Raw genomic sequence first — 22,869 nt, 5'->3', positions numbered from 1 at the left:
CGTCCGATGCCCGTGGATGGATTCCGGCATCCCGTAGTCGGCGTGCTAGCCTCGGTCGATTCGGATGTCCGCGCTACGACCTGCCCGGCCGACGGCGCGAGATGTCAGCGCGTATCGAGACAGCGCAGGCACAACGCATGAATCTGCGCCGCGCTGAGGCCGCGGCACATCGCGACGAGCGGATGCGCACTGCACGACGGCGCCTTGCTTCGCGTCACGCTGGCCGCATTGACGGGCTCAAGGGCGGGGCGCGCGTCTTGGGATGCCTCAGTGCCGCGCGTTCGGCCCGCTTCACTCAGCGTTTCGTCGACTTTCGCATCGAGCGCGGCTTTGTTTGGCAGCGACGGCGCGTGCGCATCCGTGACGACGGGAATCGGTTCGACGCCGCCGCGCATCGCATTGATGCGCGCGTTCATCACCACCTTGCCGACGTAGCCCGCGCGAAAGCCGGTCGTGAAGTTGCCGCTGTAGTAGCACGACAGCGCGGCGCGCAACGCGCTCTGCTGATCGGCGCGCGCGGCGCTCGAACGCGCGAAGCATTCGGTGAGAATGGCGGCCGCCGCGCGCAAGTTGCGGCACGGTTCGAAGATCGACGCGGCGGTTTCGCCGTACTTCGCGAAGTTGCGGTTGTTCACCTGCGCGAGACCGACGCTGTAGCTGAAGCCGCGCGCTTCGAGCACGCGCACGGTCGCGAGGGCTTCGGCGAGCGAGGCGGGCTGGCGATCCAGATGCCCGCCGACCACGCCGATCGCAAACGGATTGAACGCCGATTCGGTACGCACGAGTGCGGCGAGCGTCACGACATCGACATTCGCTGCGCAGCTGTGCGCAAGCTGCGTGAAGCCCTCGCGCGGAACGTTTGTCTGCGCGACGGCATCGCGTGCGATGAACGTGAACAGCAGCGCCGCCGCGCACGTCAGCATGCAGACGATGCGCGCCGCGCCGTTCATCCCGCCACCCGGTACGACAGCACGAGACCGTGCACGAGCAGCGACCAGCCATCGAGCGCGACGAACAGCAGCAGCTTGAACGGCACCGAGATGGTGGTCGGCGAAATCATCTGCATGCCGAGCGCGAGCAGGATGTTCGCCACCAGCAGATCGACGACGATAAACACGATGTAAATCACGAAGCCGATCTGAAACGCCTTCGTCAGTTCTGCAAGCGTGAAGCTCGGCACGAGCACGAGCAGGTCGTCGTCCTTGAGACCTTCGGCGCGACTTTTCGGCCACACGCTGGTTGCTGTCTTGACGAAGAACTGGCGGTCGCGCAAACGCGTGTGCGCGGTGAGAAAGTCCTTGATCGGTGGCAGCGCGGCGTCGGCGAGCGCGCCGATATCGGCCGTGGACAACTGCCCCGAAGGATTGAAATTGCGTTCCTGCAACGCGTCGCGGATATTCATGCCGACGGGCGCCATGATGAACAGCGACAGAATCAGCGCGATGCCGTTGAGCACCATGTTCGGCGGCACCTGCTGGATGCCGAGCGCCGAGCGCAGCAGGCCGAGCACGACCACGAGCTTCGTATAGCTCGTCACCATCAGCGCGGCGAACGGCGCAATGCCGAGCGCGACGATGACGGCAATCAGCGAGACGGGATTCGGCAGATTACCCATCCTGGCGCTCGCGCGGCGGCTGCGCGGCGGGCGGCGTGAGGGCAGTGACGCGCACGCCGAGCTTCTGGCCGACGGCGATCAGATGGCCCGTGCCGATCTGCGTGCCGTTCGCGACGATGCGGATCACGCTCTGATTCACGCCCTGTTCCAGTTCGATCACGCCGCCCGGTTGCAGCGTGCCCAGTTCGCCGAGCGGCATCGTGCACGACGGCAACTGGAACGTGAGTTCGACGGACAGTCCGTCGAACTGGCGCGCGGACTGCGACGGCTGCGCGGAAGCGTCCTGCGATGCCGCGCTTTGCGCGTGGGCCGTGTCCTGCGATGACGTGCGTTCCAAAGGCATCTCCCTGATTCGTTCGACGACGATGCGGTTGCCCGACGGCTTGCCGAGCACTTCCCATGCGGGCGTCGATGGCACATAGGCGGCGCACAGCAGGTTTTGTCCCTGCGTGCGCCAGTGTTCGATCGCGATGATGTCGCCCGCTTCGACGTCGGCGAGTTCGTGCGTCAGCAGCGTCGTGCGGCCGAGTTCGAACCTGAGCGGCACGGGCAGCGTGGCGAACAGGCTCGACGTGGTTTCGTGCTGCGCGGCGAGGTCCGGAGGCAGCGTCGCGAAAAATACGCCGAGTGCGTCGGGCACATCGAACAGCAGCGCGCCGTGGCAATGCCAGTCGTCGTCGATGCGGCGCAGGTCAAAATACAATGCGGCTTCGTGCGAATCGAGCGCCTGTTCTTCGGCAGGCGGCAGCAACTCCACGCGCTGACGCGTGAGCGTCTGCAATGTCTTCGTCAGCGGCGCGCACAGATCGGCCAGCAACGCAGCGCGCAGCACGGCGGGGACGCCCGGTGCGGCGGCATCGCCGAGCCATTCGGCTTCCGCCGACGGATCGATCCATACGCTGCCTTGCGCCGGTCCGACGACGAAGCGGTACGCATTGGCTTCGGCGACGGGCGCGGCGTCGGCGCGCCAGGTGATTTCATACGCTTGCCCGCCAAGACGTATCGCGAGCGGCGCGCGCGTCGCGTAGGCGTTCGTCAGCCCGCGCGCCGCCGCGGACGACAGGCGCGCCAGCAACGGCGAAGCATCGAGCGGCGTGACGTGACGCGCCGGATCGGCTGCCGGACGATGCGTGTCGTGCGGATGCGAATCGTCCGTCATGTGATGCAGTGGGTCGTTGACGTCGGCTCGCAAGAAGGGCAACGCATGCACGGCGGATCGGTCGGATCGATGACGTTCGTGAAGGGAAAAGGAGGGCGTGCCGCCCGAAGGCAGCACATCCGGTCCGTCAATTGTAGGGAGAGAGGGGTGCGCGATTTGGCGGCGCGAATCGTAGTCGATGGGCCATCAGCGCCGTGCAAACGTGGACCGACTACGAAGCCGGCTTTCGCGCAATCGATGTCGCGTCAGTCAGGCTGCATCATTGACGGATCGAGCGGGGCCATTCTGCGCAGCGCAAGACGAAAGTCGCGCGCGATCGGCGAGAGCACGGCATCGCGCCGCCGGATCAGACCGATGGTGCGCGCAACCGTCGGCTCGACAAGCGGACGGATGGCGATCCGCGATTGCGTGTCGCGCGGCGCGGCACAGCGCGGAATGATCGAGATGCCGAGTCCCGCTTCGACGAGTCCGAGCGAGGTCGTCAGATGTTCGATTTCGATCAGCCGGTCCGGGCGCCAGTCGATATCGCGCAACGCGGCATCGAGCATGCGCCGGTTGCCGCTCGTCGTGCCCGACACGATCAGCGGCCACGGACGCAGTTCGCGCCAGGCGACATGCTCGCTCTTTGCAAGCGGATGATCGGCGGGACAGGCGAGCACGTAGGGATCCACCAGCAGTTCGTCGATCGCGAGTTCCGGCGTTTCATTGACGAGAAACGCGATACCGAACTCCGCATCGCCGTCGACGACGCGCCGCGCAACCGTCGCGAGATCCGTTTCGATCAGCCGCAGCCGCACTTCGGCGTGCCGGCGGTGATAGCTGCCGACGATCTTCGGCAACAGAAACTTGGCAACAGTGGGAATGCACGCGATGGTCAACTGACCCGAACGGATGCGCGTCGCTTCCGTCACGAGCTGGAGCGACGCATCGAGTTCGCGCAGCACGCTCTGCGCGCGCGGCAACAGCAACTCGCCCGACGACGTGAGCGCCACCATGCGCGTGGTGCGCTCGAACAGCATCAGATCGAGCGCTTCTTCGAGCCGCTTGATGCGGCGCGTCAATGCCGACGCGGACAGATTCAGTTCGATGGCGGCGTCGTTGAACGACGCGTGCGATGCGACTGCAACAAAAGCACGAAGCGCGTCGAGATCGACGCCGGGAAAGCGGTTCATGGTCTCCTCTTGCTCGGACGATCCCCTGCGATTTCAGACGATTTTAGGGGCCATCAACTCTTGCGTGTGAAGCAATAATAATCACGGCGCGTGCAATTCACAAACGGCCATCGCGTGCGGATACTGGTCATCAAATTCTCATTGCGCGCGATGGCGCCCGACACTCGATGAACCAGCACAACGATATCGGCACAAACCCGTACACCGGCGGCGTCGCGTCATTCGTCGCGGAGTTGCGTTACGACGCGATTCCTCAAGACGTGATCGCGCGTATCAAGCTCTTGCTGCTCGACTCAGTAGGCTGCGCGCTGTTCGGTTCGGCGCTCGAATGGAGCCGCATTCTCGCGGACACGTTCGCGCGCGTCGACACGACGCCCGGCTGCACCGTATGGGGCACGCCGATGAAGCTGTCCGCGCCGCATGCCGCGCTTGTCAACGGCACGATGATCCAGAGCTTCGAACTCGACGACGTGCATCGCGCGGGCGTGCTGCATGTCGGCGCCGTCACGCTGCCCGCCGTGCTCGCCGTCGCCGAGACGCTGCCCGCCGATGCGCGCATGAGCGGTCGCGATTTTCTGCGCGCCTGTGTGGCGGGTTATGAAGTCGGGCCGCGCGTCGGCATGTGCATGGGTCCCGAGCATATTGCGCAGGGCTGGCATTCGGGCGCGACGGTCGGCGTGTTTTCTGCGGCGGCGGGCGCGGCGGCGGCGCTGCGTCTCGACACCGCGCAGACCGTGCATGCGCTCGGTATCGGCGGCACGCAGTCGGCGGGTCTGATGGCCGCGCAGTTCGGCGCGATGGTCAAGCGCATGCACGCGGGTCGCGCCGCGCAAAGCGGACTGTATGGCGCGCTGCTTGCGCAGAACGGCTTCACCGGCATCGTCGACGTATTCGAAAACACCTATGGCGGTTTTTGCAGCACGTTCTCGCGTTCGACGGACCGCTACGACCTCACGCAACTGATCGACGGACTCGGCGAGCGCTTCGAGACGATGAACATCGCGCTGAAGTTCTACTCGTGCGTCGGCAGCAATCACACGACGCTCGATGCGATCCGCGCAATGCAGTCGCGCCATCCGTTCGGCGCAGACGACGTCGAAAGCATCGTCGTGCACGGCTCGCGCGTGACGGTCGATCATGTGGGCTGGCCTTATGTGCCGCAAGGGCTCACGTCCGCGCAACTGAATCTGCCGTACTGCGTCGCGACGCTGCTGCTCGAAGGCGATGTGTTCGTCGACCAGTTCAGCGAAGAGAAAGTGGCGGACCCGCAGCGCATTGAATTGTCGAAACGCGTGCAGGTGCTCGAAGACCCGGCGATCACGGCGCGCGGCCGCGGCGCGCGTCACACCGTGCGCGTCGAAGCGACGTTGCGCGACGGCACGCGGCTGGAACAGACCGTCGAGTCGCAGCGCGGCAGCGAGCATGCATTCGCAAGCGAAGCGGAGATCGTCGACAAGATGACGAAGCTCGCCGCGCATCGCATCGACGGCGCGCGGATCGAACGCATCATCGACTGGATCATGCACGCCGAGAGCAAGACGGATGCGGCGGAATTCGTGCGCCTGCTGGCGATACCGAAGCAGTAGTCAGGCAGTCCCGCAGCAGGCACAAAGCGAAGCGGCGAGATAGCCGCAAGGAGACACAGGATGGCCGCAACGCCTCATGAACTGACGCTTCGGGCTTCGCCCGCCGCACGGCGCGAGCGTCTACGCTCGATCATCGGCGGCAGTGCGGGCAATGTGATCGAGTGGTACGACTTTCTCGCGTATTCGATCTTCTCGATCTATTTCAGCAAGGCGTTTTTTCCAGGCGGCAACCAGACGGCGCAACTGCTGAACGCAGCCGCCGTCGCAGCGATTGGTTATGTGGTGAGACCGCTCGGCAGCTGGGCGATCGGCGCACTCGCGGACCGGCATGGTCGACGCGTCGCGTTGAGCGTTTCGGTGGCGATGATGAGCGTCGGCTCGCTGATCATCGCGGTCACGCCGACTTACGCGACGATCGGCGTCGCGGCGCCCGCGGTGCTCATCTTCGCGCGGCTGCTGCAAGGCTTCAGCATGGGCGGCGAAGCGGGCACGAGCGCGACGTATCTGAGCGAAATGGCGCCGACCGGGCGACGCGGCTTCTTCGTCGGCTTCGTGCAGGTGACGGTGGTGATGGGACAACTCGTCGCGCTCGCGTTGATGCTGGTGTTGCAGCGGCTCGCGTTGACGCCGACGCAACTCGAAGACTGGGGCTGGCGCATCCCGTTCGCGATCGGCGGCGCGCTTGCCGTGTTCGCGCTTTATTTGAGGCGCGGCATCGCGGAGACGGATGCGTTCGAACGCGCCGATACGGTCGCGGCAACCCAGGCGTCGCGCGAATCGGAACGCGGCAGCGTGCTCGCGCTGCTGATCCGACATCGGATGCAGACGTTGTGGACGATCGGCATCAGCATCGGCGGCACGGTTGCGTTCTATACGTTCACGATCTATCTGCAGAAGTACATGGTCAACACGACGGGCTTCAGCCGCGTCACTGCGACGACGATCACGACCGTCGCGCTGGTGATCTACATGTGCTTCCAGCCGCTATATGGATTGCTCTCGGATGTGGTCGGAAGACGGCCCGTGATGCTGATCTTCGGTCTCGGCGGCACGTTCTGCACAGTGCCGCTGATGCATGCGCTCGGCAGCACGCACAGTGTGTGGGCCGCGTTCGCGTTGAACCTCGCGGCGCTCGGCATTCTGAGCGGTTTTTCGTCGATTCATTGGCTCGTGAAGTCGGAACTGTTTCCGGCAAAGCTGCGCGCGCTCGGCGTCGGCTTGCCGTTCGCGGTGGTGTCGTCGGTGATGGGCGGCACGACGGAGTACCTCGCGCTGAAGTTCAAGCATGCAGGCCACGAGTCGTGGTTCTTCTACTACGTGAGCGCGTGCGCTGCGATTTCGCTCGTCACGTATTGCCTGATGCCGGAAACGCGGCATCGCTCCGTCATTGATGAAGAAGCGCGTGCACAGAATTGACAGTTGACGCGCAGATCACGTTCGCGCACTCAAGCAGGTTCCGACAGTTTGCGCATCGAAGCATTCGACGCATCCAGCGCTTCCTCGACCAGTTCGATCCAGTGACGCACACGCGTTCTGCCCGCGCCATCCAGATGCATCTGACAACCGATGTTCGCCGTCGCGATGATGCCAGGCTGTCCGCTTTCGAGCGCTGTCAGCTTGTTGTCGCGCAGCTTGTTCGCGAGTTCCGGTTGCGTGATGGAATACGTGCCCGCCGAACCGCAGCACAGATGCGCATCGGGCACAGCGGACAGATCGAAGCCGAGCCGCGTCAGTACGCTTTCCACTGCGCCGCCGAGCTTTTGTGCGTGTTGCAACGTACAAGGACAGTGAAACGCGACACGCAACGCGGTTGAATCGTCGGCGGATTGCAGGGCGTCGAGCGGCTCGGCCGCCAGCACTTCGACGAGATCGCGCGCCAACGCGCTCACACACGCGGCTTTCGCGGCGTACAGCGGATCGTTGCGCAGCAGATGCCCGTACTCCTTCACGAACGCGCCGCAGCCGCTCGCCGTCTGCACGATCGCTTCGGCGCCTGCATCGATCGCGGGCCACCATCCATCGATGTTGCGGCGCGCGCGATCGAGGCCCGCGTCCTGTGCGTTCAGGTGATAGTCGGTCGCGCCGCAACAGCCCGCTTCGCTCACGGGCGTCACGCTGATACCGAGCCGATCGAGCACGCGCGCCGCCGCGGCATTCGTATTCGGCGACAGCGACGGCTGCACGCAACCTTCGAGCATCAGCACGCGGCGTGAGTGACGCGGCGCAGGACGCGGCTTCGCAGGCGCGGCGGCGCGCGCGGGAATCTTCGCCTGCACGCTCGCGGGCAACAGCGGACGCACGGCACGTCCCGTTTTGAGCAGCGCGTCGAATACGGCGGGACGTGGAATCACGGTGCGCAAGCCCTTGCGCGTGAGGCGTTCACCGACAGGCCGCTCGACGCGCCGTTCGAGTTCCGCGCGCCCGATATCGAGCAGCCGGTGATACGTGACGCCCGACGGACACGTCGTTTCGCAATTGCGGCACGTGAGGCAGCGGTCGAGATGCAGCTGCGTCTTGTCGGTGACGGGCTCGCCTTCGAGCAGTTGCTTGATCAGATAGATGCGGCCGCGCGGTCCGTCGAGTTCGTTGCCGAGCAACTGATACGTCGGGCACGTCGCATTGCAGAAGCCGCAATGCACGCACGAACGCAGGATGCTTTCCGCTTCCGCGGCATCGGGCAGGGACTTCGCGTGAGAGTCGAGATTCGTTTGCATGAGCGCGCTCGCTTCAGAGATCGGCGTACAGTCGGCCGGGGTTCAACACGCCATTCGGATCGAGGCGGCGTTTCAGTTGACGCTGATAACGCAGCAGCGGGGCAGCGAGCGGCTGAAACGGCTCGCGTTCGCGTGACGGCGTGAAGCAGGTCGCATGTCCGCCCGCCGCATGCGCAAGCTGGCGGATGTCGGTGGCGGAAGCGTCGCTCTTGAGCCAGCGCTGCGCGCCCGCCCAGTCGATCAGCACGTCGCCGGGCAACGGCGTCAACGGCGTTGCATTCGGCAGCGACAGACGCCACAGCGGACGTGTGTCCGCGAAAAACGGCAGCCGATGATCGCGCAATGCATCCCAGAACGCACAATCGATCTCGTCGCCGCCGATCCGGTCCACCGCGGATTTCACCGATCCGCTGCCGCCTTCGAGCCGCACATGCAGCTTGCCGCCGATATAACAGGCGCCGCTCAGAGGCAGCGCGGTCTTGCGCCACACAGACAGTTCGCGCATCGCATCGTCTGCACTCAGTGTGAGCGCGAAACTGCGGCGCTCGCGCGGCTTCGGCAACACCTTCAGCGACACTTCCGTCAACACGCCGAGCGAACCGAAACTGCCTGCCAGCAGACGCGACATGTCGTAGCCCGCGACGTTCTTCATCACCTGGCCGCCGAAGCGCAGATGATCACCGTCGCCCGTAATCACGCGACAGCCGAGCACGAAATCGCGCATCGAGCCCGCCCACGGACGGCGCGGACCTGAGAGCCCGCTTGCAACGGCACCGCCTAGCGTGCCCTTGTTATCGAACAGCGGCGGCTCGCACGGCAGCATCTGGTTCGCGTCGTCGAGCACCGTGTTCAGTTCGACGAGGGGCGTTCCTGCGCGCGCGGTGATCACGAGTTCGGTCGGGTCATACGTGACGATGCCGCGATGCGAACGCGTGTCGAGTTCGTCGCCTTGCACGTCGCGACCGAGAAAGCGCTTGCTGTCGCCGCCGCGAATGCGCAACGGCGTGTGCTGCGCGATTGCGCGCTGAACCTGCGCGATGAGGCGCGCGCTGTCGTCCATTGAATCGAATTCGCGTCGCATCAGAAGCGCTCCAGCTCGGGAAACGGCAGCTTGCCGTGATGAATGTGCATCGCGCCGAATTCGGCGCAGCGATGCAGCGTCGGAATGTTCTTGCCGGGATTGAGCAGACCGTCGGGATCGAACGCGGCTTTCAGCGAATGAAACAGCGTGAGTTCTTCGCTGCTGAACTGCACGCACATCTGATTGATCTTCTCGCGTCCCACGCCATGCTCGCCCGTGATGCTGCCGCCCACGTCGACGCACAGTTCGAGGATTTTCGCGCCGAGCGTTTCGGCGCGCTCCATTTCGCCGGGTGCATTTGCATCGAAGAGAATCAGGGGATGCATGTTGCCGTCGCCTGCATGAAAGACGTTCGCGACGCGCAGACCGTATTCGTCCGACAGCGCCGCGATACCGCGCAGCACGCGCGCCAGTTCGCGGCGCGGGATCGTGCCGTCCATGCAGTAGTAATCGGGCGACACGCGGCCCACGGCGGGAAATGCGTTCTTGCGGCCGGCCCAGAAGCGTTGACGTTCGGCTTCGTCTTTCGCGATGCGGATGTCGGTCGCGCCCGCTTCGCGCAGCAACGCGCCGACGCGATCGCAGTCATCCTGCACGTCGGATTCCGCGCCGTCGAGTTCGCAGAGCAGGATCGCTTCGGCGTCGACGGGATAGCCCGCGTGGATGAAGTCCTCGGCGGCGCGGATCGCGAGGTTATCCATCATTTCGAGGCCGCCCGGAATCACGCCCGCGCCGATGATCTGCGCGACGGCCGCGCCTGCTTTTTCTACATCGTCAAAGCTTGCCATTAGCACCTTCGCGCTTTGCGGTTTCGTCAGCAGTTTCACCGTGACTTCCGTGACGATGCCGAGCATGCCTTCGGAGCCCGTCAAGAGCGCGAGCAGATCGAAGCCGGGCGAATCGAGCGCTTCGGAGCCGAGCGTCAGACGCTCGCCGTCGATGGTGATCACTTCGAGCTTCAGAATGTTGTGCACGGTCAGGCCGTATTTCAGGCAGTGCACGCCGCCCGCGTTTTCCGCGACATTGCCGCCGATCGAACACGCGATCTGCGACGACGGATCGGGCGCGTAGTAAAGGCCGTGAATCGCAGCCGCTTGCGAGATCGCGAGATTGCGCACACCGGGCTGCACGCGCGCAATCGACGCTTCGGGATCGATATGCAGAATGCGGTTGAAGCGCGCCATCACGAGCAGGATGCCCTGTTCGAGCGGCAGCGCGCCGCCCGACAGACCCGTGCCCGCACCGCGCGCGACGACGGGCACCTTGCGCGCTGCGGCGAATTTCAGCAGCGCCTGTACCTGTTCGATCGAATCGGGGAGTGCGACCATCATCGGCGTCGTGCGATAGGCGGAGAGACCGTCGCATTCGAAGGGACGCAGATCTTCCCGATCGTGCAGCAGTTGCATGCCCGGCACGAGACGCTGAAGTTCGGCGACCAGCGCGGCTTTGTCATGCGAGGGAAGGGGGCCGTCGATCCGTTCGTCGTAGGCGTAGCTCATGGGGTGTCTCCGTGGGCGCGCGGGTGTCGTCGCAATCGCCCGCTTATCCGTGTAGCTGCCGATTGTTCCTGTTTCGTCGGGTGCTGTCGATGGACGCGGCAAGTGGTCGTACCAGTTTTTTCTGGCGCTTATCTGGTGGAGAATGTCCGGCCACGCTCGCTAACGGGGAATTGGCGTTATTATCGGTTTCATCAGAAACCAGTTGCGAAAGTGGTCATACCAGTGATTGCAGACACCGAAACCAGTGGTAAAGAGGCCGATCGCAAGATCGCCGATGTGGTCGCGGAGCGGATCGAACGGCTGATCGTCGATGGCGTGCTGAGGTCGGGACAGGCGCTGCCGTCCGAACGCCGCCTGACTGACAAGCTCGGCGTATCGAGAACGGCCTTGCGCGAAGGGCTTAAATTGCTGCGCGCGCGGGGCATCATCGAAACGGCGCACGGCAAGGGTTCGTTCGTCGCGAACCTGACTGCGCAGCCGCCGCAATCGCCATTGATGCATCTGCTCGCTTCGCAACCGCGCACGCTCTACGATCTGTTCGAAGTACGCGGGATGCTCGAAGCGGAATCGGCACGTCTTGCCGCGTTGCGCGGCACGCCCGCCGATTACATGATGATCACGCGCCGCTACGAGGAAATGCTCGCCGCGCACGAAACCGATACGGACCCTGCGACGCATGCGCGCCTCGATCATGCGTTCCATCTGGCGATTTGCGAGGCGTCGCATAACCCGGTGCTCGTGCATACGTTACGGTCGTTGACCGAGTTGCTGCTGAGTTCGGTGTTTGCGTCGGTGAACAATCTTTATCATCGGCAGCCGCATCGCAAGCGTATCGACCGCCAGCATGCGAAGCTCTATAGCGCGGTGACGGGCAAGCTACCCGAACAGGCGTACCGGACAGCCGCCGATCACATCAACAGCGTGCGAGAAAGCCTGCAAGAGATCGAGCAGGAAGAGCAGCGACTGGTGCGGGCGACGCTCAGACTCGAAGGGTGGAAGTGAGCGCAAGTCTATGCGCGGTGGGTTAAAGGTCAAGAAGATCCTGTCGTTAACTCGAGGACGGGGCGGCGTGCCGTCGCATGCTCCGTATCCGCGATCGCTCTTTGAAGTGGAGCGGTTGCCATCATCATTACAATCCGAGAGAACAGGGGAACACCTATGCAGTTCAAGCGTACTTTCATCGCACTGTCGTTTGCATCACTTCTGGCTATGGGCGGTTGCGCGTCCGTGCCGATGGGAGATCCGAAACTGGACGCCTCGCTGAAGACGTTCAATGCGCCGCAGGACAAGGCAGCTGTCTATGTGTATCGCAATGAGAGCATTGGCGGCGCTGTGAAGATGGACGTTTCGCTCGACGGCAAGCCGATCGGCAAGACGGCTGCCAAGACCTATCTTTATGAAGAGGTGACGCCGGGTCATCATCAGTTGCTCTCTGAGGCAGAGAACAACTCGACGCTGGATATCGATGTGGTTGCAGGCAAGGCTTATTACGTGTGGCAAGAGGTCAAGATGGGCATCATGTATGCGCGTAACAAGCTGCAACTGGTTGATGATCAGACGGGGCAGGCTGGGGTGAAAGAGTCGAAGTTGACTGTGCCGGTGGCGGCGCAATAAGGCGCGAGTTTTTTCTTGTTCGAATGGGGCGCGCGGGTGGTTTGTTGTTTGCGCGTCCGGTCGAACTGTTATTTGAGTTCTCGCAGTTTTGCGGGAACTTGTTTTTTGTGTTTTTGCGTGAGGCAGTGAGCGGCCAGTTTCGGCCGTTCGACATGAGCGCGCGAATCGTCGACAATTTGACCATCAACTAGGTTTTCAATCCCGATGACAACGGTGGACCGTCGAGTAGTCCATCAATAAACACTTTCAAAAATGTTGTTTAGTAAGAGACCCGAGTTTCGACGCCCGCCGAAAAATCCCTATCGCGAAGGGAGTCTGGTCAATCGTGCGACCGAGGTGTTCTCATGGCTGCATCGGGGAATTTTCGGTGCGCTGACCATCGTATTGATACTGCTCACTGTAGCGGCAGCAGGGGATCTTCCGACGACGAAGAAGGGATGGTTAGCGTGGGTTACCGTCATTGTCGTTGGAGTTGTTGTTTGCATAGTCGCAGTTCGATGGATGCACCTTACAGCTGCTCAACGCAGGTGACAACGAACAACTTCGATAGACGCGATGGCTTGGTTCGGCCCAGTTTCGGTCGTTGGACACTGGTGCCCGAATCGTTGACCACCAATGCCTTGCCGATTCAAGATTCATTCTCACCAGGCGCGGTGTCCGACTCGATTTGAACGAGGGATGTCGAGGATGTATAGAAAATCGGTAGGTGTTTTTGCCGTAGCACTGACTGTAACGCAGGGCTGTTTTGCCCTTACTGTTGACGAACTGATGCGCGGTCTGGATCAAGCGCTAGGCGATAAAGCATCCTCTATTACCCAACTCGCCACCTACGTCACTGGATACGTTCATGGAAGCGCAGAGTATGGACGGACATTGGGACTCGTCTGTGACGAATCTGGGCTACACTCAACGAACGAGGAACTGCGAACGGTCCGTGCGTACATTGACGCTAATCCCGATCAATGGCCTGATGGCGCACAGTTATTGATTAATCGCGCGCTCACGTCGCCGAAATGCAACCATTGATCGGTAGATGCCGGTGACAACCAGTTTTCGCCTCATAGCGATATACGCCGAAGCCGAAATACGATCGCGTGCTCGGAAATACGTAGCAGATTGCGCCGTAACGGCGCTCGCCCTTGAGCCAACCCAACCTTGGTTTCTGGTCAAAACAAGCACGGATGCGGAGCGCGACCGGCTTACCGGTGACGAGGGGCTCCTGAAGGAATTCAAGGCTGTGTTTCGGGCGTACGAATGCCCCGAAGAAATCGTCCAAGTGCTCACATTCACTTTCCAGTCACAGGAAACTGTGGAGCGAGACTACGCGGGCAACTGGCAATGGGCGTTGACTTAGCCAACATTCTGAATGTCCGCTATCGGACGCATTGATTGACCGCTTCGGGTCGGTTTATAGCGTTGATCGTCGACTTCAGTACGACGCCTTTTCACCCCGCGCGATGCCCATCACCGGGTGATGAGCATCGCACACAGCTGCGCCTTCCTTAAACCTGGTCAATTCCCACGCTCACTCCAGTCCGCCCGGGCACCCTTGACAGCAGCGGCCCCAGCCCTTCGGCAACGGTCAAATGAGAAATCACCGCATCGCGTAGCTTCTGATACGGCAGCTCCGCAATCATCGCTGTCTGCATCGCCGCCATCACTTCCCCAGCTTCCGATCCGATCATCGTGAAGCCCAGTATGCGATCGTCCTTCGCGCCGACGAGTACCTTCATGAAACCCTGCGTTTCGTCGGTCGCTTCCGTCCGCAGCACGTTGTTCATCGGCAGTGTTGCGACACGAACCGCGACGCCTTGACGTTGCGCATCGCTTTCGCTGAGTCCAACGCGCGCGAGCGGTGGATCGGTGAACAGCGTGTAGGGAATCAGACGATCGCCCGTGCTGCGATTGCCGCCTGCCAGGTTGTCGCGCACGATCCTGAAGTCATCGACCGATACATGCGTGAATTGCGGACTGCCCGCGACTTCGCCGATTGCCCAGACGTCGGGTGCCGAGGTCTGCAAGCGGTCGTTCACGCGAATGTATCCGCGGTCATCAAGCTGGATGCCTGCCTGCTCCAACCCAATGCCGGCTGTGTTCGGAGCACGACCAGCGGCGACAAGAATGTCGCTTCCGTCAAGAGTCCGTTCACCCGAAGGCGTGCGCAGGACAACACGCACATGCGTGCCCGAGCGCCCTTCGACGCTGACTGTTTGCGCGTCCAGCACGACATCGATTTCTTCCGCACGAAGAATGCGCAGCATCTCCGCGCCGACGTCGGTATCTTCGCGTGCCATCAGCCGCGCACCGCGCTCGACGATCGTCACGCGGCTGCCGAAGCGCCGGTAAGCCTGCGCCATCTCCACGCCGATATAGCCACCACCCAAAACGATCAGATGCGACGGCGCACGGTCGAGATCCAGCGCGCCGATGTGCGTCAGCGGCTCGGCCGCGCGCAGTCCCGGCACGTCGGGAATCGCTGCGTGCGTCCCGACATTCACCACGACCTGGCTTCCGCTGAGCGTGCGCGTGCCGCCGTCGTTCAATTGCACCTCGATGGTCTTCGGCCCGACAAACCGGCCAACGCCCATGATCAGCTCAGCACCGCTCGTCTCATACGCCTGCACGTGAAACGCGGCTTCGCGTTCGACCATGCCGCGCTTGCGTTCGCGAACCTTCGCCATGTCGATGGCGACAGGTCCTGTTGTCGCGCCGAAGTCGGCGGCATGCCGCGCGAGATGAGCCACGCGCGCACTCCAGATTTCGTTCTTGCTCGGCAGGCAGGCGACGGCCGGGCACGAGCCGCCTACCCACTGCCGTTCGACCACGGCCACGCGTTGACCTGACCGGCCCAGATGCCAGGCTAGCAGCTTGCCGCCCTGGCCACTACCGAGAATCAAAGTATCGAACTGTTCAACCTGAGACATGACTTTCTCCAATCCAGCTAAGGGTGAGTGCGCGACGATCGCGACAGGTATTCGGACCAACGCGAGCGTTACTTGACCGGCGGGAAATCGACGTCGGTATCGTTGATACGGTTGAAGGTGTTCGTGAAAATCGTCATGGCGATCGCCAGCGAGATTTCCGCGAGTTGCGTGTCGCTGTAGCCTGCGGCGCGAATGGCTGCGAGATCGCTTTCGCCGATCGTGCCGCGCGTCGTCTGCAGGGTCAGCACGAAACGGATGAGGGCATCGCGTCGGGCATCGCCAGTCGCCTGACCGGCGCGAATGTGTTTGAGCGCTTCGGGCGACAGGCCGGTCATCTTGCCCAGCATCACGTGTGCGGCGACGCAGTAGTCGCAACCCGTTTGCTCGCTCACGAGCAACTTGATGGTTTCCAGATCCTGTTTGCTCAGACTGCTCGACGCCAGCGCGCCTTCGGCGTCCAGTGCGGCATTCAATGTCGCGGGCGCGAGATGGCCGAGCGCCGCGAACAGATTCGGTACGCTGCCGCCGGCGATTTTGCGAACCCGTCCATAGACTTCGGCGGTGGCGCCCGTTGCGTTCTCGACTGCGGGGATGGCGATGCGACTCATGTTCGACCTCATTCAGTGGTGGTTAGGAGCCTCCACTTTAGGTTCGGAGAATGAGCTTGTTGAGTCCTTTGATTCGCAATATCATGCTCGAAAGTATCACATGAGGTGGTGATGTCACTTTCGCAAGACTGGCTGAGCCGTTTGCTCGGCATGATGACCGTGCGCGGTCAACTCGAATTGCGCTGCTCGTATGGAGCGCCATGGGAAGTGATCTATGGCGATTCGGACCCGGGCGAGATGCCGTATCACATCATCCTCAGCGGGTCGGCCATTCTGGAGACGCCGGGTTCTGGCAAGCCGCAGCATCTTTGTGCAGGCGACATCGTGATGCTGGCGCATGGCTCTGCTCACAAGCTCCACGACGGTAGCGGCGCGCGGCCGAAGCGGGCACACGAGCGCGCCGCCCTGAACCTGATCATCAGCGAAAACAAAGGCACCGGCTCGCGTCTCGACATGCTCTGCGGGCGAATCATTCTGGCGCCGCCACACGACCGGTTCATCCGTGCATATCTGCCCGCACGGCTTGTCACGCATACATCGCCGACAAGGAGCCACGGGAAGCACAGCACGGATGGTGCGGCCTACGAGCAGCTGAACGGTCTCGTGGCCCTCATGCGAACAGAGGCCGGAACAGACAATCTGGGCGGATACGCAATGATGAACGCGCTATCGGCGGCGCTGTTCGCGCTGACGATGCGCGTGGCCAGCGAGTCCGACGAAGCACCCGTCGGGCTGCTCGCGCTCGCAGGCAACCCGCGCCTCTCTCCCGCGCTCACGGCGATCTTCAGCGACCCCGCGCGAGCATGGACGCTGCCCGAGTTGGCGAACCTCTGCAGCATGTCGCGAGCGACGTTGATTCGTCACTTTCAGGACAAGCTGGGCCGTTCGCCGAACGACCTTCTCACCGATATCCGGATGGCGCTGGCGGCCAACGAACTGAAACGACCCGGCATTTCGACCGAGGTCGTGGCAGAGACAGTCGGTTATCAATCGGTCGCCGCATTCCGGCGCGCCTTCAGTCAACGTCTGGGCATGACGCCAGCGGACTGGCGTCGTTCGCAACAGGAGAAACAGCATGCGGAACTCGCAACCTGAAGGCTGGAGAGTTCCGCAGGACGATTGCGCTGCGAGCTGCCGCGCAACTAGACGTTACGTTCAGGCGGCTATCTGCATCGCGAGTTCTTCGGGCTTGATGCTGGCGATCGGTTGAAGGATCGAACTGTCGAATGTACGGGGTTCGCGCCTGTTTGCGAGCAGTTTCGGCAGGTCGGGATTCGCGAGCGCGCCGCGTCCGACTGTCACCAGGTCCGCGCCGGAGGCCAGCGCGTTGTCGATGCGCTCAGCCGTGTGCAAACCGCCGTTTGCGATGACAGTGACGGCGGGTGCATAACGGCGTGCCAGCGTCACGAGGCTATCGTGCGTGCCTTCAAAGGCTGGCTGCCACGCCTCGAACTCCGTGACGTGAAGGAAGTCGATGCCTGCATCGGCAAGTGTGCCAAAGATCACTTCGGCATCTGACTCGCCACCCGACCACTTCGAACCGAAATCGTTGACCTTGCCTTGTGAGATCCGGATGCCCACGGGCACGGCATCTCCTATGTTGTGCCGGACTGCTTTCACGACATCCGCGAGCAGTTGCACGCGAGCCTTCGTGTCGCCGCCCCAACGGTCAGTCCGACGATTGGTCTCCGCCGTCAGGAACTGGTCGAGGAGATACCCGTTAGCGCCGTGAATTTCCACGCCTTTGAATCCGGCGATATTCACGGCACGTCGTGCCGCATCGACGAAGCCTTGAATAGCTTCATCGATTTCGGCGTCCGTCATCTGCTTCGGCTCAGCATAGCGTCCCTCGCCGAAGTAGAACTTCATCTGTTCGCCCTTGGGGCGGACGGCCGACGGTCCCACGGTATGGCTTCGATACACGTTGCCTTGACTCAACGCGCCGGCATGCATGAGTTGCGCGAACACAGGGGTGCCATGCTCGTGCATCTCGCGATTGAACGTCGACCATGCCTCAGCCTGCACGTCGTCGGCCAGGCCTGGCTGAAACCGGTATCCTTGCGAGAACGCCTTGTCGGTGTAAATGCCTTCCGTCGTTACCAGCCCGAAGCCACCCTTCGCGAAGCGCTTGTAGTACTCGAACATGGTTTGGGTCGGATGACCGTATTCCGTGGCTGTAATACGCGTCATGGGCGCGACGGCGATGCGGTTGCGTACTGCGATGCCGTTGCGGTTATACGGAGAAAGGATCGGGGAGGTTGCGTCGTTCATTTCGCTGCTCGTCTCGTGAAGAAGGTGACTGCATGGTAGGCGTCGCGAGCGGCAGGAAACAGCGGTCGGAGCGTGAAGCCGCCCTAACACTTTTGGATATAAACGATGTTCCTCCCAGACGTTCAGACATTCCTGGCGGTTGCATCAGCGGGAAGCCTGTCAGCGGCGGCGCGGCAGCTGAACGTGGTGCCCATGCAGGTGTCACGGCGCATCGCGGCGCTCGAAGAGGACCTCGGCGTGCGCCTCTTTCATCGGACCACCCGCTCGCTGACGTTGACCGCAGAAGGCGAGGCGTTTGTGCCGTATGCGAGGGCGATGGTGGACGCAGAAGCGGGCGCGCGAGCCGAACTGAGTCCGTCGTCGGGCATGGCATCGGGCGTGTTGCGTCTGACCGCACCGAGTGGCTTTGGACAATCGGTCGTGTTGCCGATGCTGCCGGGTTTGCTCGAAGCTAACCCGGACCTTCGTATCGACCTCGATCTGTCGGATCGCCAGGTCGATATCGTGGGGCAGGGGCTGGATCTCGCGTTACGCATTGCACCGCTGGAAGATTCGGAACTGGTGGCCAGAAAGATCGTTTCGAATCCACGCCTTGTTTGTGCTTCGCCCGAGTACCTGAAGAGGCACGGACGACCTGCGACGTCGGCGGAACTGGACCAGCATCGCTGTATCAGACTTGACTCGGTGGGAGGATGGCCGCTCGTTGTCGACGGCAAGCTGATACGCAAGCGCATTGAAGCGTATGTCACGACGACCAGTGTGGAAGCGGCACGCACGTCAGCTGTGCAGGGATTGGGGCTAGCCATGTTGACGTACTGGGACGTCTTCCGGCAACTGGCCGATCACTCGCTCGTGCAGGTTCAGCTGGAGGATGCGGAGATGGAAGACCTGTCGGTGTGGGCGGTCATCCCGAGCCGGCGATATGTGCCGAATCGGGTGAACGTGTTCCTCAGTGCGCTTCAGAAGGAAATTTCGGATCTGGCAGGAGAGTGCGTGTCATAGACTCTTTGCCCGCCGGCATTACACCGGAGACGACGGCCATTGCGGCTGCCAGCAACGCAAGCCGAACTGCGGCGCGACTCCATACGCGTGGTCCAGCATGTCCGATTGCAGGTTTTCATACTGTTCCCAGTTGGTCTCTTCAACGTAGACGTAGATCTCCAGCGCGACGACAGGCTGGCTGGACTGCAGTTGCCGGATCACGAGCGGCATGTCGTGGCGCACCGCCGGGTGATCGCGGAAATAGGCGATCAGATAGAGGCGGTACAGGCCGAGGTTCGTGCGGCGCTGTGTATCGCCGGGTGTGGGGCGCGCAAGCGCCAGGTCGACATCGCCATGCAACTGGGCGAGCAGCGCCTCGTCGGGAAAGCGGATGCTCCCGACATCGAAATGAATCGCATGTCTGACGCGCCGGCTGCCCGACTCGGTCATGCCACGCCAGTTCTTCACGCTGTTGGTCAGCAGGACGTAGGTCGGCAGCATGACGATCGATTTATCGAAGTTCTGTACCTTGATCGTGTTCAACGCGATGTCAATCACAGTGCCGTCGGCGACGAAGCCGGGCACCTCGATCCAGTCGCCCACCTGCAGCATGTCATAGACGGCAAGCTGAATGCTGGCAACGAATCCGATCAACGAGTCGCGGAAGACGATGATGAGCAGTGCAGTAATGGCGCTGACACCGGTGAGAAAGTACGCCGGAGAGCGCTCCAGCAGCACCGAGATCAAGGCAATCAGCGCGATCACGTAGAGCACGATGGCGGCGATTTGCAGGAAGCTCTTGATCGGTCGCTGGCTTGCGGACGGAGAGTGACTGTAGCGCTCACCTACGCTCGCGAGGAACGCCAGACCGGCGCGCAGCAGCGTGTACACCATGTAGCAGGCTGCGAGAATGCCGAGTGGCCGTCCGAGCGCCGCGATCATGGGGAAAGTGAGTCCCGAGAGCAGGGGCGCGGCCGCGTAGATGATCGCGGCGGGCACAAGCGGTGCGAGCCGGTGGAACACCTTGTGGCGCTCGGCAGCGCGCAGCCACTTGCGCTGCTCCTGGCGTGCAAGACGCCCGACGACCACCAGCATCAGCGAGCGCGTCACGTAGTAGCAGATCGTGCTCGCCAGCAGAATCGCCAGCAGCAGGGCGGCGACGAGCAGGACCGCGACGAGCATGCTGTCGGTATGGACGTTGAAGTGATGCCAGTCCGGCCCGCCCTCGATACGCAGCGTCTTGTCGAACATAGACTCTCCCGGTGCCGGCGAATCGATTTCGCCAGACAGTTCCTGTCTTGCCGTTTGGTCGTCTGGTTGGCGCGCGCCGCGGTGTCACTTTGCGCGCGAGGTCAGACCGTGCAGCGAACCAATATCACGACGGTCATTGTAGCGGCGTCGCGAACGGACTTCGTTGCGGGGGCCCCGTTTTTTGCTTTTTTAGTCTTCGTCGGCGGAGCGCTAACGTGTGCGCTACTGCTGTAGAACATGAGTGTCATACGGTTGAAGTGCATCCGGTCGCGCCGAATCTGATCGGCGCGACACGCGAGTAAAATCACGGGCTAACCGGTCTTCTCCGAGTTCACTCTCTCCGCACTCGAGGTTCCTGAACCTCTCGCTGCGTGCAAGCAATCGGAACCAATTCGCGAAAGCACGGCTCGCAGCAATCCTAAGCTGGCGCGTCGACGTCTGTTCCTGGCTGGCTGCACCGCCTCGCTGCGACGCCGCAAACTACCGCTGGCGTACCGGGCTAACAAATTTGCTGTTTTTCAATCTCGGCATTTAGGAGACTTGTATGCCCGCACCCTACACCGGTAGCTGCCTCTGTGGTCAGATCAAGTTTGAGCTCCGGCACGAACCATTCACTTTTTATGTTTGTCATTGCACGACCTGTCAGCGAAGAACAGGCGGGGCTGCGTTGCCTGTGATGTGGGTTCGTCGAGCCGATTTGCATGTCGTAGGAGGTGAGCCGATCATGCTGACGTTTGAGTTTGGTCGTGGGCGGCAGCGGCGCAGCAAGGCGTGCGCGCGCTGTGACACGCGGCTTTGGGCCGAGCCAATTGACCAGTCCGATCTGGCGATACTGAGACCCGGCACATTGCAAAACCAAAGCGAATTTTCTCCCATCGCACACATATTCACCCGTAGCAAACAACCATGGTTTCTGATTCCAGATGGCATTCCTGGTTTTGAAGGAAGTGTCGGGCAGCAGGAAGAATTGGTTCGCTTATGCGCGAACGGAAGATCGACGGGCGTTAAGGCAGGCAGAATTTACGGCGGACCGTTGGTGGTCAGATCGCTCGTCCCAAGATCAACGAGCCGGTCATCTGTTTCAACACGATCTGGTTGACTCAGTCCGGCCCGGAAGTGTCATTCGTGTTTCGTAGGACTCTGACATTCAGACGACGGCTTGTCCGGTGAAACGGCCATTCGATCTCGAAGTGACCGAGCCGGCGTCCATGACCTAGACGGCATAGCGAATGATGCTTTGATCCTGAACATTTGCGACCAACTCGTCCGCACGAGATAACAGCCGAAGAAGTAACGGGTTTGCATTTGCATCGCTGTATCCCAAGACGAGATCAATCGTCGGAGGTACGCCGTCAAGGGCCCTTGCAACGACGTTTGGTGTCAGCATATTTTGCGCATACAGCGGGATAAGCGTAACGCCACCCGTTGACGTAACGAGCGACATCGCGGAGGGGAGGTTCTCGCCCTCGTACCCCGCCTTGAGCGTTATACCGACACTCGATGCGTAGTGCTGAATCACGGATTCCAGTACGGGAGAAGTCCTGGACGAACTGACGTAAATTTGGCTGGCGAGATCCTGCGGCCGCATTTTCTTGCGTGACGTCAGCCGATGGTCTGCCGGCAGTACGGCGATCAGTGGCTCCTTTGCCAGGACTTTGAATGACAGGCCAACGGTCTGTCTCTCGGGGCGAAGGAAAGCGACGTCCAGCTTTCCTCGCATTAGCCCAAGAGCGAGTTCAGGAGAAGACTGGCTGCACAGTGTGATCTCCGCATCCGGTGCCTCCTCGCGGAGGATGCGCAGCGCGTGCGGTAACCATACGACTTCCTGCCCCGCAAGAAAGCCCATTGCCAAGATGGGTTTTCCAGGCTGTTCCGCACGCCGTGCCCCGTCGATAGCAGCTTCGACTTGAAGCAGCGCCAGTCGCGCGTGATCAAGGAAAATTTTTCCAGCAGTGGTAAGCGCCACGCCGCGTGCCTGGCGCTCCAGTAATTTCACACCCACTTCGAATTCAAGATCGCGGATCTGCCGGCTCAGTGACGGCTGCGACGTGTGTAGCCGCCGTTGGGCAGCTGTCAACAGACTTCCTTCCTCCGCAACCGCGATGAAATATCGCAGATGTCGAAGTTCCATTGGCTCTCCTGTATGCCTTTGAGGCATAGGTCAAAGCATAGAAAGTCTTTGTCATCGAGGCAAGGGATACCTATATTGCAACGGCTGCCGTATCGACGAGCCATGCGCCCAGGTGGAGTTCTCACTGACGTGGTCAGCGCATTCCGAGTGCCAGATCACAGGCCGATTCTTGTACTCGATGCGTTCAGGCGCCAGGAGCAAGATCCATCGCAGCGTTGTCGGAGTGCGCGCTGCTCGCCCGTTTTCAGATGCACACAAAATAA

20 protein-coding genes are annotated in these 22,869 nt (G+C 61.9%); 7 read left to right on the top strand and 13 right to left on the bottom strand.

From position 1 onward, the window contains the following. Positions 1-104: 104 nt before the first annotated feature. The 4 genes from QEN71_RS38055 to QEN71_RS38040 all read right to left on the bottom strand — a co-directional run bounded on the left by QEN71_RS38055 (position 105) and on the right by QEN71_RS38040 (position 3,946). Positions 105-950 carry a lytic transglycosylase domain-containing protein gene (locus QEN71_RS38055; protein ID WP_201649835.1) on the bottom strand — a complete coding sequence of 282 codons (846 nt, stop codon included), beginning with the start codon at positions 948-950 and terminating at the stop codon, positions 105-107. Then, a complete protein-coding gene (gene sctR / locus QEN71_RS38050; RefSeq protein WP_201649836.1) occupies positions 947-1,615 on the bottom strand; it encodes a type III secretion system export apparatus subunit SctR in 669 nt (222 codons plus the stop codon). The genes QEN71_RS38055 and sctR overlap by 4 nt, the downstream gene beginning before the upstream one ends. Continuing rightward, complete coding sequence (sctQ, locus tag QEN71_RS38045; RefSeq protein ID WP_377790845.1) at positions 1,608-2,825, bottom strand: type III secretion system cytoplasmic ring protein SctQ; 1,218 nt, start codon at positions 2,823-2,825, stop codon at positions 1,608-1,610. The genes sctR and sctQ overlap by 8 nt, the downstream gene beginning before the upstream one ends. A 194-nt stretch (positions 2,826-3,019) precedes the next feature. Continuing rightward, positions 3,020-3,946 carry a LysR family transcriptional regulator gene (locus tag QEN71_RS38040; RefSeq protein WP_201649838.1) on the bottom strand — a complete coding sequence of 309 codons (927 nt, stop codon included), beginning with the start codon at positions 3,944-3,946 and terminating at the stop codon, positions 3,020-3,022. A 167-nt stretch (positions 3,947-4,113) separates the two neighbouring features. Here QEN71_RS38040 and QEN71_RS38035 point away from each other — a divergent pair, with 167 nt between their 5' ends. Both QEN71_RS38035 and QEN71_RS38030 read left to right on the top strand, forming a co-directional pair. Then, positions 4,114-5,532, top strand: coding sequence for an MmgE/PrpD family protein (locus QEN71_RS38035; protein WP_201649839.1), 1,419 nt, complete (start codon positions 4,114-4,116; stop codon positions 5,530-5,532). Between the two features lie 60 nt (positions 5,533-5,592). After that, positions 5,593-6,948, top strand: coding sequence for an MFS transporter (locus QEN71_RS38030; protein ID WP_201649840.1), 1,356 nt, complete (start codon positions 5,593-5,595; stop codon positions 6,946-6,948). Between the two features lie 29 nt (positions 6,949-6,977). On the opposite strand, the gene glcF is transcribed toward QEN71_RS38030, so the two are convergent. Genes glcF through glcD form a run of 3 tightly spaced genes read right to left on the bottom strand, consistent with a single transcriptional unit; the run spans position 6,978 to position 10,826 of the window. Next, entirely contained in the window at positions 6,978-8,246 is a 1,269-nt protein-coding gene (gene glcF, locus QEN71_RS38025; RefSeq protein ID WP_201649841.1) for a glycolate oxidase subunit GlcF, read from the bottom strand. Positions 8,247-8,259: 13 nt separating this feature from the next. Next, positions 8,260-9,327: a glycolate oxidase subunit GlcE gene (gene glcE, locus QEN71_RS38020; RefSeq protein ID WP_201649842.1), complete on the bottom strand. Its 1,068-nt coding sequence runs from the start codon at positions 9,325-9,327 to the stop codon at positions 8,260-8,262. Beyond that, positions 9,327-10,826 (bottom strand): glycolate oxidase subunit GlcD, encoded by a 1,500-nt coding sequence (glcD, locus tag QEN71_RS38015; protein ID WP_201649843.1) that lies wholly within the window; start codon positions 10,824-10,826, stop codon positions 9,327-9,329. Before glcD ends, glcE begins: the two co-directional genes overlap by 1 nt. A gap of 222 nt (positions 10,827-11,048) precedes the next feature. On the opposite strand from glcD, the gene glcC reads away from it, so the two are divergent. Both glcC and QEN71_RS38005 read left to right on the top strand, forming a co-directional pair. Continuing rightward, positions 11,049-11,828, top strand: a complete 780-nt coding sequence (gene glcC, locus QEN71_RS38010) for a transcriptional regulator GlcC (protein WP_233471772.1) — start codon at positions 11,049-11,051, stop codon at positions 11,826-11,828. 156 nt (positions 11,829-11,984) lie between these two features. Continuing rightward, positions 11,985-12,440 (top strand): DUF2846 domain-containing protein, encoded by a 456-nt coding sequence (locus tag QEN71_RS38005; protein ID WP_201649845.1) that lies wholly within the window; start codon positions 11,985-11,987, stop codon positions 12,438-12,440. Positions 12,441-13,440: 1,000 nt separating this feature from the next. Here the strand turns inward: QEN71_RS38005 and QEN71_RS38000 are convergent. The 3 genes from QEN71_RS38000 to QEN71_RS37990 all read right to left on the bottom strand — a co-directional run bounded on the left by QEN71_RS38000 (position 13,441) and on the right by QEN71_RS37990 (position 15,972). Continuing rightward, entirely contained in the window at positions 13,441-13,716 is a 276-nt protein-coding gene (locus tag QEN71_RS38000) for a hypothetical protein (protein WP_201649846.1), read from the bottom strand. A gap of 226 nt (positions 13,717-13,942) precedes the next feature. Further along, positions 13,943-15,364 (bottom strand): FAD-dependent oxidoreductase, encoded by a 1,422-nt coding sequence (locus QEN71_RS37995; protein ID WP_201649847.1) that lies wholly within the window; start codon positions 15,362-15,364, stop codon positions 13,943-13,945. Positions 15,365-15,432: 68 nt separating this feature from the next. Continuing rightward, the gene (locus tag QEN71_RS37990; RefSeq protein ID WP_201649848.1) at positions 15,433-15,972 is read right to left on the bottom strand and encodes a carboxymuconolactone decarboxylase family protein; all 540 of its coding nucleotides are present in this window, start codon (positions 15,970-15,972) and stop codon (positions 15,433-15,435) included. Positions 15,973-16,083: 111 nt separating this feature from the next. Between QEN71_RS37990 and QEN71_RS37985 the strand changes: the two genes are divergently transcribed. Beyond that, positions 16,084-17,067, top strand: coding sequence for an AraC family transcriptional regulator (locus QEN71_RS37985; RefSeq protein ID WP_201649849.1), 984 nt, complete (start codon positions 16,084-16,086; stop codon positions 17,065-17,067). 60 nt (positions 17,068-17,127) lie between these two features. Here QEN71_RS37985 and QEN71_RS37980 read toward each other — a convergent pair whose 3' ends face one another. Continuing rightward, a complete protein-coding gene (locus QEN71_RS37980; protein WP_201649850.1) occupies positions 17,128-18,243 on the bottom strand; it encodes an NADH:flavin oxidoreductase in 1,116 nt (371 codons plus the stop codon). 105 nt (positions 18,244-18,348) lie between these two features. Between QEN71_RS37980 and QEN71_RS37975 the strand changes: the two genes are divergently transcribed. Then, positions 18,349-19,245 (top strand): LysR family transcriptional regulator, encoded by an 897-nt coding sequence (locus QEN71_RS37975; RefSeq protein WP_201649851.1) that lies wholly within the window; start codon positions 18,349-18,351, stop codon positions 19,243-19,245. Positions 19,246-19,263: 18 nt separating this feature from the next. On the opposite strand, the gene QEN71_RS37970 is transcribed toward QEN71_RS37975, so the two are convergent. Further along, entirely contained in the window at positions 19,264-20,475 is a 1,212-nt protein-coding gene (locus QEN71_RS37970) for a mechanosensitive ion channel family protein (protein WP_201649852.1), read from the bottom strand. A gap of 544 nt (positions 20,476-21,019) precedes the next feature. Between QEN71_RS37970 and QEN71_RS44855 the strand changes: the two genes are divergently transcribed. After that, a complete protein-coding gene (locus tag QEN71_RS44855) occupies positions 21,020-21,574 on the top strand; it encodes a GFA family protein (protein ID WP_201649853.1) in 555 nt (184 codons plus the stop codon). A gap of 114 nt (positions 21,575-21,688) precedes the next feature. On the opposite strand, the gene QEN71_RS37965 is transcribed toward QEN71_RS44855, so the two are convergent. Beyond that, positions 21,689-22,606: a LysR substrate-binding domain-containing protein gene (locus QEN71_RS37965; RefSeq protein WP_201649854.1), complete on the bottom strand. Its 918-nt coding sequence runs from the start codon at positions 22,604-22,606 to the stop codon at positions 21,689-21,691. Between the last annotated feature and the right edge of the window lie 263 nt (positions 22,607-22,869).

Source organism: Paraburkholderia sabiae (assembly GCF_030412785.1).
GTDB classification, from domain to species: domain Bacteria; phylum Pseudomonadota; class Gammaproteobacteria; order Burkholderiales; family Burkholderiaceae; genus Paraburkholderia; species Paraburkholderia sabiae.
The sequence above is the reverse complement of the archived record's forward strand: the minus strand, read 5'-3'. Positions and strand labels throughout refer to the sequence as shown.

Excerpts from the sequence above, each read along its gene's own strand:
- QEN71_RS37980 (WP_201649850.1), bottom strand. The coding sequence starts at position 18,243 with ATGAACGACGCAACCTCCCCGATCCTTTCTCCGTATAACCGCAACGGC.
- glcE (WP_201649842.1), bottom strand. The coding sequence starts at position 9,327 with ATGCGACGCGAATTCGATTCAATGGACGACAGCGCGCGCCTCATCGCG.
- QEN71_RS37995 (WP_201649847.1), bottom strand. The coding sequence starts at position 15,364 with ATGTCTCAGGTTGAACAGTTCGATACTTTGATTCTCGGTAGTGGCCAG.
- glcF (WP_201649841.1), bottom strand. The coding sequence starts at position 8,246 with ATGCAAACGAATCTCGACTCTCACGCGAAGTCCCTGCCCGATGCCGCG.
- QEN71_RS38035 (WP_201649839.1), top strand. The coding sequence starts at position 4,114 with ATGAACCAGCACAACGATATCGGCACAAACCCGTACACCGGCGGCGTC.
- QEN71_RS37970 (WP_201649852.1), bottom strand. The coding sequence starts at position 20,475 with ATGTTCGACAAGACGCTGCGTATCGAGGGCGGGCCGGACTGGCATCAC.
- QEN71_RS38055 (WP_201649835.1), bottom strand. The coding sequence starts at position 950 with ATGAACGGCGCGGCGCGCATCGTCTGCATGCTGACGTGCGCGGCGGCG.
- QEN71_RS44855 (WP_201649853.1), top strand. The coding sequence starts at position 21,020 with ATGCCCGCACCCTACACCGGTAGCTGCCTCTGTGGTCAGATCAAGTTT.
- QEN71_RS38030 (WP_201649840.1), top strand. The coding sequence starts at position 5,593 with ATGGCCGCAACGCCTCATGAACTGACGCTTCGGGCTTCGCCCGCCGCA.
- sctR (WP_201649836.1), bottom strand. The coding sequence starts at position 1,615 with ATGGGTAATCTGCCGAATCCCGTCTCGCTGATTGCCGTCATCGTCGCG.
- QEN71_RS38040 (WP_201649838.1), bottom strand. The coding sequence starts at position 3,946 with ATGAACCGCTTTCCCGGCGTCGATCTCGACGCGCTTCGTGCTTTTGTT.
- QEN71_RS38005 (WP_201649845.1), top strand. The coding sequence starts at position 11,985 with ATGCAGTTCAAGCGTACTTTCATCGCACTGTCGTTTGCATCACTTCTG.
- QEN71_RS37975 (WP_201649851.1), top strand. The coding sequence starts at position 18,349 with ATGTTCCTCCCAGACGTTCAGACATTCCTGGCGGTTGCATCAGCGGGA.
- glcD (WP_201649843.1), bottom strand. The coding sequence starts at position 10,826 with ATGAGCTACGCCTACGACGAACGGATCGACGGCCCCCTTCCCTCGCAT.
- QEN71_RS37985 (WP_201649849.1), top strand. The coding sequence starts at position 16,084 with ATGTCACTTTCGCAAGACTGGCTGAGCCGTTTGCTCGGCATGATGACC.
- QEN71_RS37990 (WP_201649848.1), bottom strand. The coding sequence starts at position 15,972 with ATGAGTCGCATCGCCATCCCCGCAGTCGAGAACGCAACGGGCGCCACC.
- QEN71_RS37965 (WP_201649854.1), bottom strand. The coding sequence starts at position 22,606 with ATGGAACTTCGACATCTGCGATATTTCATCGCGGTTGCGGAGGAAGGA.